This window comes from Niallia laureatilytica, assembly GCF_046613985.1.
Taxonomy (GTDB): Bacteria; Bacillota; Bacilli; order Bacillales; family Cytobacillaceae; genus Niallia.
The window spans coordinates 29,860-47,517 of sequence record NZ_JBKKHP010000015.1 but is presented as its reverse complement, the minus strand read 5'-3'; the positions used below and the strand labels follow the sequence as shown (position 1 = coordinate 47,517).

The 17,658-nt window shown below is 38.5% G+C and carries 16 protein-coding genes; 3 read left to right on the top strand and 13 right to left on the bottom strand.

All coding sequences use genetic code 11. The features are described 5' to 3' along the window. The 5 genes from ACLIJJ_RS24095 to ACLIJJ_RS24075 are packed head-to-tail and all read right to left on the bottom strand — an operon-like array spanning position 1 to position 6,960. The gene (locus ACLIJJ_RS24095) at positions 1–453 is read right to left on the bottom strand and encodes a GAF domain-containing protein (RefSeq protein WP_233315291.1); all 453 of its coding nucleotides are present in this window, start codon (positions 451–453) and stop codon (positions 1–3) included. Positions 454–488: 35 nt separating this feature from the next. Then, on the bottom strand, positions 489–1,178 hold the full coding sequence (gene narI / locus ACLIJJ_RS24090; RefSeq protein WP_233315292.1) for a respiratory nitrate reductase subunit gamma: 690 nt from the start codon (positions 1,176–1,178) through the stop codon (positions 489–491). Beyond that, entirely contained in the window at positions 1,175–1,753 is a 579-nt protein-coding gene (gene narJ, locus ACLIJJ_RS24085; RefSeq protein ID WP_233315293.1) for a nitrate reductase molybdenum cofactor assembly chaperone, read from the bottom strand. The genes narI and narJ overlap by 4 nt, the downstream gene beginning before the upstream one ends. Further along, positions 1,746–3,308, bottom strand: a complete 1,563-nt coding sequence (gene narH / locus ACLIJJ_RS24080) for a nitrate reductase subunit beta (RefSeq protein WP_237942699.1) — start codon at positions 3,306–3,308, stop codon at positions 1,746–1,748. Before narH ends, narJ begins: the two co-directional genes overlap by 8 nt. Continuing rightward, positions 3,298–6,960: a nitrate reductase subunit alpha gene (locus ACLIJJ_RS24075; RefSeq protein ID WP_411411822.1), complete on the bottom strand. Its 3,663-nt coding sequence runs from the start codon at positions 6,958–6,960 to the stop codon at positions 3,298–3,300. The genes narH and ACLIJJ_RS24075 overlap by 11 nt, the downstream gene beginning before the upstream one ends. A gap of 480 nt (positions 6,961–7,440) precedes the next feature. Between ACLIJJ_RS24075 and ACLIJJ_RS24070 the strand changes: the two genes are divergently transcribed. Further along, a complete protein-coding gene (locus tag ACLIJJ_RS24070; RefSeq protein WP_237942695.1) occupies positions 7,441–8,940 on the top strand; it encodes a nitrate/nitrite transporter in 1,500 nt (499 codons plus the stop codon). Positions 8,941–9,065: 125 nt separating this feature from the next. Here the strand turns inward: ACLIJJ_RS24070 and chrS are convergent, their stop codons facing one another. Next, the gene (gene chrS, locus ACLIJJ_RS24065; RefSeq protein WP_396953803.1) at positions 9,066–9,551 is read right to left on the bottom strand and encodes a chromate efflux transcriptional regulator ChrS; all 486 of its coding nucleotides are present in this window, start codon (positions 9,549–9,551) and stop codon (positions 9,066–9,068) included. A 356-nt stretch (positions 9,552–9,907) separates the two neighbouring features. On the opposite strand from chrS, the gene ACLIJJ_RS24060 reads away from it, so the two are divergent. Continuing rightward, on the top strand, positions 9,908–11,101 hold the full coding sequence (locus tag ACLIJJ_RS24060; protein WP_411411821.1) for a hypothetical protein: 1,194 nt from the start codon (positions 9,908–9,910) through the stop codon (positions 11,099–11,101). Between the two features lie 120 nt (positions 11,102–11,221). On the opposite strand, the gene ACLIJJ_RS24055 is transcribed toward ACLIJJ_RS24060, so the two are convergent. The 3 genes from ACLIJJ_RS24055 to ACLIJJ_RS24045 are packed head-to-tail and all read right to left on the bottom strand — an operon-like array spanning position 11,222 to position 13,151. Then, positions 11,222–12,013 (bottom strand): ABC transporter permease, encoded by a 792-nt coding sequence (locus ACLIJJ_RS24055; protein WP_411411835.1) that lies wholly within the window; start codon positions 12,011–12,013, stop codon positions 11,222–11,224. Positions 12,014–12,015: 2 nt separating this feature from the next. Further along, positions 12,016–12,915 (bottom strand): ABC transporter ATP-binding protein, encoded by a 900-nt coding sequence (locus ACLIJJ_RS24050; protein WP_411411820.1) that lies wholly within the window; start codon positions 12,913–12,915, stop codon positions 12,016–12,018. Further along, positions 12,912–13,151: a PLD nuclease N-terminal domain-containing protein gene (locus ACLIJJ_RS24045; protein WP_411411819.1), complete on the bottom strand. Its 240-nt coding sequence runs from the start codon at positions 13,149–13,151 to the stop codon at positions 12,912–12,914. Before ACLIJJ_RS24045 ends, ACLIJJ_RS24050 begins: the two co-directional genes overlap by 4 nt. A 166-nt stretch (positions 13,152–13,317) precedes the next feature. Between ACLIJJ_RS24045 and ACLIJJ_RS24040 the strand changes: the two genes are divergently transcribed. After that, positions 13,318–13,857, top strand: a complete 540-nt coding sequence (locus ACLIJJ_RS24040) for a helix-turn-helix domain-containing protein (RefSeq protein ID WP_411411818.1) — start codon at positions 13,318–13,320, stop codon at positions 13,855–13,857. Positions 13,858–13,902: 45 nt separating this feature from the next. Here ACLIJJ_RS24040 and ACLIJJ_RS24035 read toward each other — a convergent pair whose 3' ends face one another. The 4 genes from ACLIJJ_RS24035 to ACLIJJ_RS24020 all read right to left on the bottom strand — a co-directional run bounded on the left by ACLIJJ_RS24035 (position 13,903) and on the right by ACLIJJ_RS24020 (position 17,639). Then, on the bottom strand, positions 13,903–14,316 hold the full coding sequence (locus ACLIJJ_RS24035) for a VOC family protein (RefSeq protein ID WP_411411817.1): 414 nt from the start codon (positions 14,314–14,316) through the stop codon (positions 13,903–13,905). A 111-nt stretch (positions 14,317–14,427) separates the two neighbouring features. Then, on the bottom strand, positions 14,428–14,691 hold the full coding sequence (locus tag ACLIJJ_RS24030; RefSeq protein WP_233315302.1) for a hypothetical protein: 264 nt from the start codon (positions 14,689–14,691) through the stop codon (positions 14,428–14,430). A 115-nt stretch (positions 14,692–14,806) separates the two neighbouring features. Then, positions 14,807–16,912: a methyl-accepting chemotaxis protein gene (locus tag ACLIJJ_RS24025; protein ID WP_411411816.1), complete on the bottom strand. Its 2,106-nt coding sequence runs from the start codon at positions 16,910–16,912 to the stop codon at positions 14,807–14,809. 166 nt (positions 16,913–17,078) lie between these two features. Further along, the gene (locus ACLIJJ_RS24020) at positions 17,079–17,639 is read right to left on the bottom strand and encodes a GNAT family N-acetyltransferase (RefSeq protein WP_341080832.1); all 561 of its coding nucleotides are present in this window, start codon (positions 17,637–17,639) and stop codon (positions 17,079–17,081) included. Positions 17,640–17,658: the final 19 nt, after the last annotated feature.

Sequence of the window (17,658 nt, the reverse complement as noted above, 5' to 3'; positions counted from 1 at the left end):
TCATCCCCTTAACTCATCTAATAATGGGTTTATTTCTGTACAAATAGAAATCAATTCATTGATAAAGGTTTGATTCAATTTTTTCTTTTTTCTAAAGCCGCCTAATAAAACAGCTTGAACTTCCTGTCCGTGTAATAGAGGAATTGCTGCCATACTGACTAGCTGCTCTGTAATAGTTAATGGGAAGTCTTTCGTTTCCTGTATATCTTTTTTTGCATCTTCTATCACATAAGGGCGAGCAGTTTTCCAAACGATGCCAGCAATTCCTTTCCCTACTTGCAGGACAATTTTTTGATAGCGGTTATTGCGATTGTTTGAAACATATTTCCACTTGATCACTACATCGCCATCTTCATTCTCAGCTGCCATGGCCAAACCGACAAAATCTACTTCCAGCTGAAGTCTTATTTCAATTAACAAGTCGATTATTTTCTGTTCTACACTAAGCGTCAATTGATTTCATTCCCTTTTCTAGCATCATATTTAAATTACTTACGCACCACATTTTTTTGATAGATTATATATCGTCTTTTAATATATCCTATTGGCAAGCTAAATGCATGTACTAATCTGCTGAAAGGAAACAGAGCAAGCAGGGCAAAAGCAGAAATGATATGTAATTTAAACAGCAGCGGAACTCCGCTCATCAGGCTGCCATCCGGCTGAAGAATAAATAACTGTCTAAACCAAATCGAGATTGATTCACGATAGTTAAAATCCGGCTGACTGCTCGTGCCAAAAAATGTGCTGAAAATACCTAAAGACATAACGATGATTAAAATGATATTAATAGATATATCTGAGAAAGTACTAATGGAGCGGACACGTACATCTGATAATCTTCGCCATGTTAACAGAATGATTCCCACATATGCCATGAAGCCGAAAATGCCGCCGACCCATACGGCAATCGTATGATACAGATGGTTACTGATACCAAAAGCTTCTGTTACTTCAATCGGAACAAGCAAGCCTCCCACATGGCCAAAAAACACGAAGATAATTCCGATATGAAATAGACTGCTCCCAATCATTAATTTCTTCTTTTCTAGTAATTCACTGGACTTAGCTGTCCATGAAAATTGATCATAGCGATAGCGAAAGATCATCCCTAACACAAAGATCATCAAGAATATATAGGGAATAACTGTCCAGAAGAGCTGGTTTACACCACTCATTGTATATTCGCCTCCCTCTCTGACTCCATACATGCTTTTAAAGAAAGCCGAACAGCTTGAATCACATACTGATACGGATTGTCTTTTTGTTTCAATTCTTCCTGGAGAAAATACGTACCATCCTCCACTATTGCGAATATTAGCTGCCATTTCTGAAGACGATTATTGTGTATCCATTCTCCATTTGCTAAAAACTCTAGCATTAAAGGTAAGTAATCGGATAGCTCTTTTGAGTCCAATTCTAACCCGCACATTGCGTACATCAATTTTAATTGGACAAGTATTTGCCCTCTTTCTTTGGCATCTTCATATTTTACATAGGTCATGTGAAGTGGTGTTTTTTTACTGAAGTCGAATGTTTGCACATAATACTCCTGCTGCTGGAGCAGAGTTAATTCGCTTATATAGTCAAAAAAACGATTCATATTTTCCGATATTTGTTTATTGCTTTCACTATATAACTCTATTAAAGGAAAATCCTGCTGCTTTAGCCGTCTTTCTTGGGGATAAAGCAGCATCAAACTAAATTCTTGGAGTATGGGTCTGTATTTTTCAAATTCACGTTGATTAATCACGCCATATCCCTCCATAAAAATTCTTTTCATATAAGCTTTGATTTGTTGTGTCGACTGGTGGGTTGTTGTTTGCTCCCATACCGCCCCCAGACAACGAGCAGCCATTGCATGCACTAAAACCTGAGGTGCCTTGTTCTGTATAGGGATCTAAGTATGCTTCTTTATGTGAAGTTGGAATAACAAAACGATCTTCATATTTTGCTATGGCAAGTAAACGATACATTTCCTTCGTCGTTTTTTCCGTTAACCCGACACGTTCTAATCGGGAGGTATCAAATTCTTTATTAGCAGAAACAGCCCGCATATATTGACGCATCATAGCCATCTTCTGCAAAGCAAGTGTTATTACATCCGTGTCACCTGCAGTCAGCATGCTGGCAATATAACTGACAGGAATGCGCATTTCTTCAATCGCCGGGAAAATCATATCCGGATTTTGAATGGAATCCTTGCCTTCGAAATAGCTCATTATCGGGGAAAGGGGCGGCACATACCAAACCATTGGCAATGTCCGATACTCTGGATGCAATGGAAAGGCAATTTTATATTCAATCGCCATTTTATAGATTGGTGAATGTTGTGCTGCTTCAATAAAGGACTCTGCTACCCCATCTTTTCTGGCCTGACTGATTATCTCTGGATCATTTGGGTCTAAAAACAGCTCCAGCTGTGCTTTATATAAATCTGTTTCATTGCTGACAGATGCCGCTTCTTCCACACGATCTGCATCATATAAAAGAACGCCTAGATAGCGAATACGTCCTGTGCATGTTTCAGAGCATACGGTCGGAAGTCCATTTTCAATTCTTGGAAAACAAAACGTACATTTTTCTGCTTTGCTTGTTTTCCAGTTAAAATACACTTTTTTATAGGGACAGCCTGACATACAGAAGCGCCAGCTGCGGCATTCTTCTTGATTGACTAGCACAATCCCATCTTCGTCCCGTTTATACATAGCTCCGCTTGGACAGGAAGCAACGCAAGCTGGGTTTAAGCAATGCTCACATAATCTTGGCAGATACGTCATAAAAGCATGGTCAAAGTTCAATTTGATTTCTTCTTCGATTTTTTGGATGTTCGGGTCAAGCGGTGCTGTTTCAGGAGCCCCTGCTAAATCATCTTCCCAGTTCGGTCCCCACTCAATTTCCATTTCCTTGCCGCTTATTAATGATTGGGGACGTGCAACAGGCTGCTGTGCACGTTCCTTCGGCGAGAAAAGGTTATCATATGAATAGGTCCACGGTTCATAATAATCATCAAGCTTCGGCATATCTGGATTGTAAAATATTTTCCCTGTTGCTACTTTATTGATTTTCGAGCCGGACTTAAGCTGCAGCTTTCCTTTTTTATTCAACTCCCAGCCACCCTTATAATGCTCCTGGTCTTCCCAGCGCTTTGGGTAGCCTATCCCTGGTTTTGTTTCAACATTGTTGAACCACATATATTCCGCACCTGGCCGATTTGTCCATGTATTTTTACATGTAACACTGCATGTATGACAGCCGATGCATTTATCTAAATTTAATACCATTGCGATTTGCGCTTTAATCTTCAAGCCAGTCGACCTCCTTCAGCTTCCGAACAACAACATACAAGTCACGTTGATTGCCAATCGGACCATAATAGTTAAACCCGTAGCTAAGCTGTGCATATCCGCCTACCATTTGTGTTGGTTTTACATGTATTCTTGTTGGTCCATTGTGACTTCCCGGGCGATTTCCTGTAAGCTTTGAACCAGGCATATTAATGTGGCGGTCCTGAGCATGATACATAAACAAAGACCCCCGCGGCATGCGGTGACTAACGACCGCTCTGGCAACTGTTACACCATTGCGATTAAATACTTCAAGCCAATCATTATCTTTAATTCCAGCGTTCTTTGCATCTATATCACTTATCCAGACAGTAGGACCACCGCGGAAGAGAGTAAGCATATGCTGATTATCCTGATACATACTGTGGATATTCCATTTACCATGTGGTGTCATGTATCGAAGAATTAAGTTAGCTTCAGCTGCCGGCATATTATCCTGTTCATCAAAAATAATTTGCGGCAATGTCGGTTTATAGACTGGTAAGTTCTCGCCATATTCAAAGAACAATTCATGATCGAGATAAAAATGCTGACGTCCTGTCAATGTTCGAAAAGGCACAAGCCTTTCGATATTTGTTGTAAAAGGTGAGTATCGTTTGCCATCATTATTAGAACCGGTGAAAATTGGTGTTGGAATAACCTCTCTTGGCTGGACGGTCACACTTTCGAACGTCATTTTTTCACCTTGCCGTTTTATTGCAATATCCTTTAACGGCATGCCTGTTTTCTCTTCCATCGTTTCCCACGCTCTAACAGCTAACTCTCCGTTAGTTGCACTTGATAGTGCTAATATACTGTTGGCGACTTTTTTTTCATCGGCAATGATTGGCAAACCGTTTTTGATTGTATCATCATCATAAGTGCCTAACGATTGTTTTAATTCCTCATATTGTTCAGTTGTTTTGTAATTAACACCATGGGCCCCTGTTGGGTACGTACCAACTTTTGGTCCTAATGTGATAAACTTGTCATAAATTTGCCGATAATCACGTTCTACCAGTGTAAAGTTTGGCATGGTCTTGCCAGGGATTGCATCGATTTCGCCTTTTTTCCAATCCTTCACTAATCCATATGGCTGCGCTATTTCCGAAGGTGCATCATGGTTGAGCGGAACGGACACTACATCAATCTCAGGAGCATCAAACTGGGACTGAGCCATTTCTGTAAAAGATTTCGCAAGTCCCTTAAATATGTTCCAGTCTGATTTAGACTCCCAGACAGGATCAACTGCTTTATTAAAGGGATGAACGAATGGATGCATATCTGTACTGCTTAAGTCTTCCTTTTCATACCAGGTTGCTGCTGGCAGAATAATATCGGAGTACATCGGAGTTGCAGTCATACGGAAATCCAATGTAACTAATAAATCAACTTTGCCTGTTTGTTCCTCCTCATGCCATTTCACTTCCTCTGGTTTAAAGCTATGACTTGGAGAAGCTAACACATTTTCAGTCGTGCCAAGCAGATGCTTCATAAAATATTCCTGCCCCTTACTGGAGCTGGACATTAAATTGGAGCGCCAAACAAATAAACCACGTGGAAAGTTCACTGGATTATCAGGGTCTTCAATAGCAAAGGATGTTTCTCCTGACTTTAATTCCTTTACCAAATTAGGAATTATGTCTTCCGGATTTTTATTGTTTTTCGCAAAGTTTAATGAGTTTTTATTAAACTGCGGGTAAGAAGGCAACCAGCCTAATCTGGCAGCAAGCACATTATAATCAGCTGGATGTTTATATGTTATATCCTTCACAAGCGGTGAAGCATATAGTTTGTTGCCTAGCTCTTCTTCCTCATATCGCCACTGATCAGATGTAAAATAGAAGAAGGATGTTCCATTTTGCTGACGAGGCGGTGCCTGCCAGTCCTTCGCAAAGGCTATCGTTCCCCAGCCTTCATACGGACGGCATTTCTCCTGACCAACATAATGAGCCCAGCCACCTCCGTTAACTCCCTCAGATGCTGTTAAAATAACTAAGTTCAAAATGGCTCGGTAAATCGTATCACTGTTGTACCAATGATTGATTCCAGCCCCCATGATGATCATCGAGCGACCTTGTGTGTCAATCGAGTTTTGGGCAAATTCTTTTGCTATTTGCTCGACGATGCTTGCTTTAACTCCAGTAATCGGCTCCTGCCAGGCTGGCGTGTAAATATCATCTTCAATTAGGACCGCCGGATCTTCTGAAACACCATATTGGGCAAGCATGACATCATAAACAGTTGCAGCAAACTCGGTGGAACCGTCTGCTAATAAAATCGGAATAGCGGAAATTGGCCGGTCAAAAACTTTATTTCCACTTGATTCAAATAACGGAAATTGTATCTTTACTTTTTCTGCATTCTCTTGTGAAAGAGTAGATAATAAGGGCGAAATTGCTTCTCCTCTTTCTGTTTCCAGCTTTAAATTCCATTTTTCGTTATCATTCCAACGCTGGCCAATCGTTCCATTTGGCACTACAATGCGATTGGAATCTTCATCTAAAAGAACTGGTTTCCATGCTCCATTAACCATGTTGTCATCGTTTTTCAGCTCTTCTGCTCGAAGAAATCGGCCTGCTTTAAACTTGCCGTCACTAGTTGGCTCCAGCTTTAACAAAAATGGTAAATCTGTATATTTTTTTGCATAGTTAATGAATGCTTCTTCTTTCCGGTTTATATAAAATTCCTTCAGAATTACATGTGTCATCGCTTGTGCCAAGGCTGCATCTGTTCCTGGGTGAGGTGCTAGCCAGTTGTCTGCGAATTTAACACTTTCTGCATAATCAGGCGCCACAGAAACAACTTTTGCGCCCTTATAGCGCACCTCTGCCATAAAATGCGCATCTGGTGTTCGTGTTAATGGAACATTCGAGCCCCACATCATGATATAACCGGCGTTATACCAATCACTAGATTCTGGTACATCTGTTTGTTCCCCCCATATTTGCGGAGAAGCAGGCGGTAAGTCTGCATACCAATCATAGAAGCTTAGTAGCTCTCCTCCGATCAAGCTTAAAAAACGGCTGCCTGCAGCATAGCTGATCATGGACATCGCAGGAATAGGGGAAAACCCGGCAATTCGGTCAGGTCCATATTTTTTTATCGTATAAATAAGCATAGCGGAGATCATTTGATACGCTTCTTCAAATGTAACGCGAATCATGCCGCCCTTTCCTCTAAGCTTCTTATAAGAGTCTACTTTTTCTTTATCCTCGACTATACTTCCCCATGCTTTGACTGGGTCTTGATAATGTTGTAATGCTTCTTGCCACATTTTCCAAAGCCGTCCTCGCATATATGGAAATTTAATGCGCAGCGGGCTGTACTCATACCAAGAAAAGCTTGCTCCCCGCGGACAGCCCCTTGGTTCAAACTCTGGCATATCAGGTCCGCAGCTTGGATAATCTGTTGCTTGATTTTCCCATGTAATAATGCCACTCTTAACGAAGACCTTCCAGCTGCATGAACCTGTGCAGTTAACACCGTGAGTTGTCCGCACTTCTTTGTCATGCGCCCATCTCCCCCGGTAAATATTTTCCCATTCGCGGTCTGTTTCTTGTAAAACAGACCAGTTACCATTAAATTTTTCTGTTTTCTTAAAAAAGTTTAATTTCTTTGTCCGTTTAGCCATTATGAGCCCTCCTGTTTAAAACCGACTCGATCTACTATTCCATTGTATCGACCTTTCTTTCGAACTAACTATTAGGGAAATTCCCTATATTGGCTTTTCAAGAGGTGAAAACAGTCAATTGTCGCAGAATGTTCAAATTTACGCTTTTTGGTAGTCAGAAATTGATTAAGGGAATCCCCTGATTTTTCCGCTCACTATGCTGATAAAATGTTGTTTTTTCACAATATCCCTGGATAGAAAACAAAAAACATCAAGCTATAAAGCTTGATGCTACAATGTTTATTCAGAAAAAAAGCCCAGTAAGTTATTTATTATTTCACAAACTTTATATGCCATTTTCGCTATTGCAGGCTCATTGGCAATCATGTACCCTATGGATTGTAGCGAGTACCAGCGCTGATTTAAGGCCTCCTATTAAGAATTTTTGTTCATCAATTCACACTTGCATGATTAAGAACAATTTTAGAAAGGATGTTTACAATGGGTACACTTAGAAGCGTACAATTATTTCTCCAAACATCAAGTTTAATTGCAGGATTTATGGTATGGGTTCTTATATCCTCACTCATTCCACTCATAAAAGAGGATATTCCATTGACAGACGGCCAGACGGCATTAGTGACAGCTGTCCCTGTTATTTTAGGATCATTATTGCGGATACCAATCGGATATTTCACCAACCGGTTTGGTGCAAGGATCATTCATATCATTAGTTTTATTCTGCTGATGCTTCCTGTCTTCTTAATAAGTAAAGCGGATTCAATGGCTGATTTAATTATAGGAGGATTATTTATTGGTATAGGCGGAGCTGTATTTTCAGTTGGGGTTACCTCGATCCCTAAATACTATCCAAAAGAAAATCATGGATTTGTAAATGGTATTTACGGCTTAGGAAATGCAGGTACGGCAATCAGTACATTTGCGGCACCAGTGGTGGCAAAATCAATTGGCTGGACGCAAACGGTTCAGTTATATTTAATACTTTTGCTCGTATTTGCCGCATTAAATATCTTCTTCGGTGACCGTAAAGAACGAAAAGTAACGGTTTCATTAATAGAACAAGTGAAAGGCGTATATAAAAACTCTACGCTATGGTTTATTAGTTTATTTTATTTCATTACTTTCGGTGCTTTTGTTGCCTTTACTGTTTATTTACCAAACTTTTTGACAACCCATTTTGGATTAGACAGTGTTGACGCAGGGTTACGGACAGCAGGCTTCATTGTTTTAGCAACTTTGATGCGTCCAACTGGCGGGTGGTTAGCAGATAGATTTAATCCATACAAAATATTAATGATTGTATTTCTTGGGCTGGCATTTTCAGGCGTGCTCCTTTCATTCTCCCCGTCCATTGGTCTCTATTCTGTTGGTGTATTGACAATCGCGTTATCTGCTGGGATAGGAAATGGAACGATATTCAAGCTAGTGCCGCTTTATTTTTCGAAACAAGCTGGCATCGTAAACGGAATTGTGTCGGCAATGGGTGGTTTAGGCGGCTTCTTCCCGCCGCTTGTTCTGTCGTTTGTTCTTAATGCAACTGGTCACTATTCAATTGGATTTATGGCTATTTCAGAATTTGCCTTAGTCAGCTTTGTTATTGTAGTATGGCTATTTTATAAGGATAATCTTTTCATTGAAAAACAAATCATCAATGAAACGAAGGAAGCTATTTTAATTACTAATCCTCATGGAATTATCGAGGATATTAATCTATCATTCTCCACATTAACTGGTTACTCAAAAGACGAGGTAATCGGCAAAAATCCAAATATCCTGCAGTCAGGAAAACATGATGACGTTTTTTATCAGCATATGTGGAATATGATTAAACAAAAAGGCTACTGGGAAGGGGAAATTTGCAATAAGCGTAAAAACGGTGAACTGTACCAGCAATGGATGACGATAAGCGCCATTAAAAGCAAATCTGGCGAAGTTAAAAAATATGTTGGTATGTTAAATGATTTAGCAGTTAAAAGCTAGCAAACTAGTAAAAGGGTGTCCTGATTAGGAGGATATCCTTTTTATGTGTATGTCGATTAAATTATATAAATTTAACGAAATCCTCTTTGTATTTAGTGTATTTAAAGGGGATATCATTCCCCTTTTTACAGTTTCATTCCCATTCTGCTTTTGTATCTTTTAATCAGAATTTGGCAATCGACACTAACTACTCCTTTTAGCGGATAAAGTTTTTCGGTCAAAAACTTTTCCATTTCTTGATTATCACCAAAGATACCATGCATATGTAATTTACTAGGTCCTGTCATATGATACAAGCTAGTAACAGAATGTTCTTCAGCAAGCTTTGCTGCTACTTCTTCTAAATGCTGGGGCTCTACCTCTACATTAAAAAACGCAGATACATGAATACCGATTTTAGTTGGATTAATCACCGTTGTAAATTTTTCGATTACGCCTTTCTCTGTTAGGTTGTTAATACGCATTTGCACAGCAACCCTTGATAAATCAACTTCTTTTGCGATATCTGTGTAAGAAATGCGGCTGTTCTCATGCAGCATAGATAAGATGGTTTTATCTATTTCATCGAGCACTAAATTTGGAACGCTATAATTGGAAGACAAATTTATCATACCTCTCTTTCCTTTTGTTTCTATTATTTTCGAAAAACGTTATTGAGTGTATTTAACCATATAGAAATTTAATAGTAAATAAAAAAGAACAGAGTTTTCATATAGTAATAAAACAAAACATATTTCATTAAATAATAAATATTTTGCAAAAGAACTATTACATTTCGTAACGATATATGATATAAATAAAAATATTAATTTGTATACAAACTATTCACTATCATAGGAAAAGTCAGAATTTAATATTTGAAGATCGGCTTTTACAGAAAGGAGATGGATTTTTTTAACTTTTTATTTCTGAAAATTTTTAATTTTGTATTATTACTCACCATGACATGAACTTTAGGAGGATTTATATGACTATTAACGAACCAGTATATGCAGCCATGTTAGTGCTTGCATTAATAGCGATTGGCGAAATTGTTTCCATCTTAACACGAGCACGCGTGCCAATGCTGCTTATTGCCATAATGGGCTTTCTTATTTTAATTTGGACAGGGATATTCCCTGAAGACATCGTAGATACATCTTCTTTTAGCACAATGGGTACGTTACTGACAGGTCCTCTCGTTGTTCACTTAGGAACACTAATCCCGCTTACCTTAATGGGTAAACAGTATCGGTCTGTATTGATCGCCTTAGGTGGAGCGTTAGTTGCGTTAGTATTTGTACTTCCTGTAATTACAATGCTCTTTGGTTATGAGACTGCTGTAGCTGGTACAGGACCGTTAGTAGGTGGAATTGTTGCTTTTATTGTTACCTCTGATGCATTAAATGCAGCTGGATATGAATATTTAGTCGCAATACCGGCGCTAGTACTCGCCATACATAAGTTATTTGGATTACCAGTGGCATCAATGTTTCTTCGTAAATACGCATTAATTCTGCGTGCTAAATGGGATCAAACGGATTCAAGTTCTTATATTGCTGCAGCCGCAGAGGTTCCTTTGCATCATGGTGCAGAAGCAGTCAGCAAACCTAAGGTAAGAAAGAAATATGAATTTAACACGGCCAATATTTTATTGTTTAAGTTGTTCGTAGGAGCATCGCTTGGAACAGTACTTGGAGAACTTACGGGGATAAGCGGAACAATCTGGTGTTTATTCATCGGTGTTATAGGCACGAAAGTAAACTTCTACAATGAAAACATCATGGATAAAGCAAAAGCATCTAGTATCGCTGTATTAGGTACAATATTTATTGTTATTGCTTCCATGAGTAAAGTAAGTCTTACAGAGTTCCTGCATTTTATTCCACAGGTTCTAACCATAATCATTATCGGTGAAATAGGCATTCTTGCAGGTGGGTTCATTGTATCAAAACTAGTAAAATGGCACCCTTATAAAGGGATGTCGCTTGCATTGACGGCGATGTTTGGCTTCCCTGCTGATTATATTTTATGCCAGGAAGTAAGCCGCAGTGTTGGACGAAATGAAGAAGAGGAAAAACGACTGTTAAATGAATTATCACCGCCGATGCTGATCGGAGGATTTACAACAGTAACGGTCGCATCTGTTATCATTGCTAGTATTTTAGTTAAAACATTGTAAAGAATATTAGAATAATAGAATGAAAAACACTTATCATAATCTCTTTTAGTAAAGGAGGATTTTTGATAAGTGTTTTTTTCATCGATACTGTTCTTATTTTAGTTTTTACTCCTGTAAAAATTAAGAATTGTCGTATTTCTTCTTTGCAATCCAATCTTTCGATATCAGTATTGCTGCAAAACATAAAATCAAGGTAATGAATAAGTTTGCTGTTAATTTAGAATGGATGATTCCTGTCATAAGGATTTCAACAGCATGTGCACTCATCATTGCTGGGTTAATTAGATCTACAAAAGAATTAATGCCAACGAGAGATCTGCATAATAATAAAAGAACAATAGACAGTAATGCAATAATACCTTGATTGTTAAATAACGTGCTAAACATGGTCGTAAAGGAAATAATGAATAATACCCATACTAAATAAAACAGCAGTGCTAATAACATATCAGCAAAGCTGACATTGGAAAATAAAAGGTTCACATATGCATATGAGGCGAGGTATCCTATTGCGACACACGCTGCAACAAACCAATAATTAGAGAGGACCTTTGCGCCAATGTATTGAGACACACTGACTGGTCTTGTCAAAATAAAGGCTAACATGCCATTTGCTTTGTCAGATTGCACGGCACCCATTAAGGAAATGACGATAATTAATAGCCCTAATTGATCAAACTGTGACTCAAGTGTAGTCGCTAGCACCTCTCCCCCTTTTAGCTGTTCAAAAAAGCTCGGGTCAATCGTTATTCCTTGATCTCCTCCCATGGCTTTTAATAGAGCAGGCAAGTAGTAGCTGAGGACCGGTTGCATCATTCCTAAAAGGATAAACACAAGCGGGAACCAAACTATTTTGAAATCACGAATCATTTGAACAAATTCTTTTTTTGATAATATCGCAACATTATTCATCATTACACCACCAGCTTAAGGAATATTTCTTCTAGTGTATCGTTATCTACTTCAAATTTTAAAATATCTACATTATTTTCTAATGCACTTGCTAATAGCATATTTTTATTGACGAGAATATTATCCACTTCGATTTTCACAGTAGTACCGACTGCCTCTGCACCTTTAACATAATCCAAACCTTTCACAATCTCCAGCCAGCTGAGACTTGCAGAAGTTATTTCCATTAAGATACTATTGCGGCTGTGCTTATTCAATAAAGCTTCTTTTTTAGTATCTTCAATCTTTTGGCCATCCTTAATAATCACAAATCTTTCACAGATATCTTCTGCATCGTTTAAGATATGTGTCGACAAAAGAATGGTGGTGTCTTTTTTGATAGCTTGAATGATATTGATTACCTCTCTTCTGCCAATGGGATCTAATGAGGATACAGGTTCATCCATAACAATAAGAGAAGGTTTATGCAGCAAAGCTTGGGCAATTCCCAATCTTTGTTTCATGCCGCCGGAAAATGTTCTAACCCGAGCGTTGCGGTCTTCCTTTAAGCCAACTTTAGTTAAAAGGAGCGGTATCTCTTTTTTTAACGCCTCTTTTTTCATTCCTGACAGCTCTCCCATAAACATCAGTGTTTCAAATGCTGTCATCCATGGAAAGAAATTTGGATATTGAGGCAAATAACCGATTTCCTTTTTCATATCCGTAATTTTCTTTCCATTAAGAAATACTGCTCCCGAACTTGGATGAATAATATCTGAAATGATTTTAATTAAGGTTGATTTACCAGCTCCGTTTGGCCCGATTAAACCCACACATTCCCCAGCTTGCACTTCCATAGAAAAGTTATGGACAGCTGTTTTGTTATTAAAATTCTTTGTTATATTTTTAATTTCTAATTTCATACTCTGTTAGTCTCCTTTCTACTTAATACAAAATAAAGGATTGGACCGAATAGGTTAATAAATATAATGAGTAGTGTCCAAATTAATAAATGTTGCCGGTTTACTCGGTTACGATATAAATCGATTAAGGCAATAGCAATTAGGATAAAGTTTATAAAAACGAACGGCAATACAATAGGCAAAATCGAGAAAAAATCAAAATCCTTTATATCATTTAATCCATAATGAAGATTCAAAATCTTACTCCTCCTTATATATTTTTATTATCATTATTGATAACGATAACATAAGTTTTTAAATATTGCACTATTTTTCCATTTTTATTGTCGTTTTTATTATTATTCTTTATAATGATAACATTATCAAAATGGTGAATATATCACGTACAGATTGGAGCAGGTTATGGTAAATAAAGCGGATGCATTAATACACCCAGTAAGAATCAAAATTTCACAGGCTTTAATGAGAAGTGGTGAAAATGGATTAACACCGTTAGAGATGGTGAAAATGATTAAAGACGTGCCTCAGGCAACGCTGTACCGGCATATTCAAGTATTGCTGGATGCAGGAATTATTCGAATTGTGAAGGAAAAAAAAGTCCGATCTGTCGTAGAAAAATATTATGCATTAAACGGAGAGGAAGCAAAATTAAGTCCAAGTGAATGGAAAGAAACTTCTAAGGATGACAAGATAACTTATTTTTCTTACTATCAGCTCTTCCTCCTAAATCAATATCAGAGCTATTTAACAAAATCAGAGGAAAATGGCAATGCGGAGGATCCGACCTTTTCTTTTGTCGAAATGAAGCTTGATACACAGGCCTTTCATGGATTTCAACAAGAACTCAATGAATTAATGGTTAAATACTATAACACCTCATTAAACAACGATAATAGTGAACCTACTCGCACTGTAGCTGTTACAATCATACCAGAATCTTAATACTGGCAATCAAAAAGGATAGAGGCACTAACGCCTCTATCCAAATTAACTATCTAAATAATCACACAGCTCAATTAATGTTCCATTCGTCGAAGCTGGGTTCAGATAGATTAGCCGTCTTCCACGTAAGTTTACTCTCCGTGTGCCCTCCAGAAAACGGATGCCTTTTTGGCGTGCTTCTTGGATGGCATCATCTAGGTTATCGACACGATATGCAAGGTGATGCACCCCTTTGCCTCGCTGCTTTATAAAACGTGCCATTGGCGATTCCTTTGTTGTCGGTTCTAGTAATTCAATGATTTTGTCTGCGGTTTTGACTACTGCGACATGCACCTCCACTCCTTTGGCGTCACTTGTGTAACGGTCCTCCAGGCTTCCGTTTAATACATCCAGGTAAAAAGGCAATGCATCGTCTATGCTTCGTACAGCAATTCCGACATGATCTAAAATATAATTCAAAAGAAGTCCCCCTGTTACTTAATAGGTATGCTTTGATTCATTATACACGAATCTATTATGTTCTTTGCATCCAAGCTATTAAAAAAGACAATCGGAATTAATCGATTGTCTTTAGGAATAACGTCTCATTAATTCATCTATGTATGCATTGCCGCGGGGCGTCACTACTGCTTCCTTTAAGAATACAACGAGCACTTCGCCATGTGCGCCTCTTGCGTATTTTACGTTTGCTATAATACCTTCGTTTTCCATTCTTTCTACTTCTGCATTAAACTCTTCAGGAGAAACGATACCAACATCTTTTGGCATTGGTTCGCGCCCCTCTAATAATCCTAGAAGTACAGCAAATCTTATTGGTATAGCATTGTCTGTCATGTGTAGCACCTCCGCTTTATATTATACGCAAATACTGTGTGGATGTCTTATGATTCGATTTGGTGCTCTCTTAAATAATAAAACGGCTGCAGATAACAGCCGTTTTGTGCTTTCTTTATACTTTAAATTTACTTACCGTTTCTTGCAGCTCTTCTGCTAAACGAGATAGAGTGATGCTTGAAGCCTCAATTTCTTCCATGGAAGCTAATTGTTCCTCCGTAATGGATGAAATATTTTGTGTGCCTTCAGAAGATACTTGGGCAATTTCGGAGATTACCTCAATAGAGCCAACTACTTGTTCTGCTCCTACTAGCATTTGCTGTGCTGCTGCAGATACTTGGCCAATTTGTTCGGCTACCTCACTAACTGACCCTTTAATTTCAGCAAAAGAGTTGCCTGCAGTAGAAATAGCGGTGATTCCGTCTGTTACTTCTGCTGTTGCTGCATTCATCGTTTGGACTGCTTTTTCTGTTTCTTTCTGGATAGAAGTAATCAGCTGGCCAATTTGCTGTGCGGAAGAGGCAGACTGCTCTGCAAGCTTGCGCACTTCATCAGCTACAACAGCAAATCCTTGGCCATGCTGTCCTGCTCTCGCTGCCTCTATTGCTGCATTAAGGGCAAGCAGGTTAGTCTGGCCAGCAATATTGGTAATAACATCAACGATTTCGCCAATCTGCAAGCTTCTAGCGCCTAACTCTTTAACTACTAATGCTGCGTCATTAACAGAATGATTAATAGAATTCATTTGGTTTACAGCTACTTGTATCGCCTGTTCTCCGTCTGCTGCATTAGTCGAGGCGTTTGCTGCTGTTACTGTTACACTTTGTGCGTTTGCTGCTACTTGTTGTATTCCTGCAGATACTTCGTTCACTACTGTTGAACTGTCATTAACACTTTCTACCTGCTTTTCCGTTCCAGCAGCAACATCTTGTACAGTAAGCGTTATTTGTTCAGATGCTCTGCTTGTTTGTTCTGCACTTGCACTCAGCTCGGCACTAGAAGAAGCGAGATGCTCGGCACTGCTTTTAATATGATGAATAAGGGAGCGCAGATTTTGGATCATGTCATTAAAGGCAGTCTCAACATCCTTCATTTCATCTTTCGTCTGTAAATCGAGCTCTGTTTCTAGGTCCCCATCTGCAACATGTATAGTTACTGCTTTTAATTTTTGGACTGTGCTGCTAATAGACAGATAGAATCCTACAAAAATATAAATGGTCAAAATAAATATCAGCACAACTACTGCAATAATGGCCGCTTTAGTAAGCTTCAAGTCTTTAGCCTGCTGGGTCATTATGCTGTTCAATGCTTTTGTTTCCAGCTCATACAGTTTAAAGCTAGTGTCGATTGTTGCTGTTGCCATATTATAAAACTCATCCGTATTAACAGTAATAGAAGTATTAGTACTAAATTCTTTTTGCACAAACTCTAAGAATTTATTTGTTTCTTCTAATGTACTTTGACTTGCCTCACCTAGACTGTTTTCTAGAGATGGCTTATTAGTAAAAATGATAGCTTTCCCGTGCTCAAGCAGTTCAAGTGAATTCTGAACAGAGGCATATAAGGAAACTAATTGAATTTTTTGGTCATCGGTGATTTTTTGTTCTGCGGCAATACTCATCCCAACAGCTCGGATTTGCCCAAGATGTTCTGTCAAATTAGGCAATGTAGTTGTTACATCGTTAATAATGTAGTAATTTTCTGGTGCTTTCGCTAAGAATAATTCTGATTGGTCCCCAACCTCGACCATAAAATCTAAAATATTGCCTAAATAATCAATATGCCTGCTTGTTGCTTCCTGTAACTTCAGGCTCTCAACATCTGATTGAAGTGTATTCCACTGTTGTTTCATTTCTGCCCATTGATCTGACACTTGGATAGAACTGCCTGTTCCTTTTACAAATGCATCCATGTTTGCAATGTCTTCTTGAATTTCCGCTTGCTTTTCTTCTAGCTTAGGCTTGTCTGAAGAATCGCCGCTAATGACACTTACGGAAATAGCGCGGTGCTGCTGAACATCCTGCAGGAAATCCTTCAACAGAGTATTATACTCCGTACCTACTTGTCTTTTTTGAATAGTGTCGATTTCCTTATTCGTTGTGCTTAACAGCATAAAGCTCATAATTAAAATTGGTATCCCTAAAATCCCGCCGATTACAGCAAATTTTTGTATATATTTAAGTCGGTTCATCAGCGCGATGATTGGTAAAAAAATCTTCAAAAGTATCCCCCCTATAATATAGATAATCTTTAATAAGGGAGTAATTCTCTCCAGTAAGCTTATTAAAGATGAACAAAGTATATATCGGTTTCACAGAAGGATACTCGATGAAAACAGCGAAAAATAAGAACAGATTCCTATATAGGAATAAAAAATAGGACTGAATTTAATCAGCCCCATCATTTTTCTTTTCAAGAAAAGACAATCTGTGAAATTTATTAATATATGTAAATAATTCTTCTCCAGTTATCTGTTGCATGCCAGCAAGAGGTATATACAGTGCCTTGTATTTTTCCGGTACCCAAATGTACGTGTGAATATAATCAGTAGTAAGAAAGCCGCATGATTGCCAAAATTCTATTCTTTTTCGATTATCTGCTGTTTCCGCTGACTCCGCCTCAATAATGAAGGTCTTAATTCCATCTGCCCCAGCCTTTTGCTTTAAATACTCAACAAATTGTCTGCCAATCCCTTGATTACGTTCTTTTTCTGATACGGCCAAATAATCAATAATCATGATCTGCTCTTGATTAAGCTTACCAACGAGCGCCATGGCAATTGCCTTCGATTCGTTATAACCGATATAAAGCTCGGCAATCCCTTTGGTGAGCATATTTTGAATGATTTTAACTGGCTTTGCTCCCTTTTCACCAAATGCCTCTGCATAAAGTGGCCCGGCATCCTCCCAAAGCTCCTGATCCCATGTGGACGTTGTTTTTATTTTCATAAAGTAATCTCCTTACTAG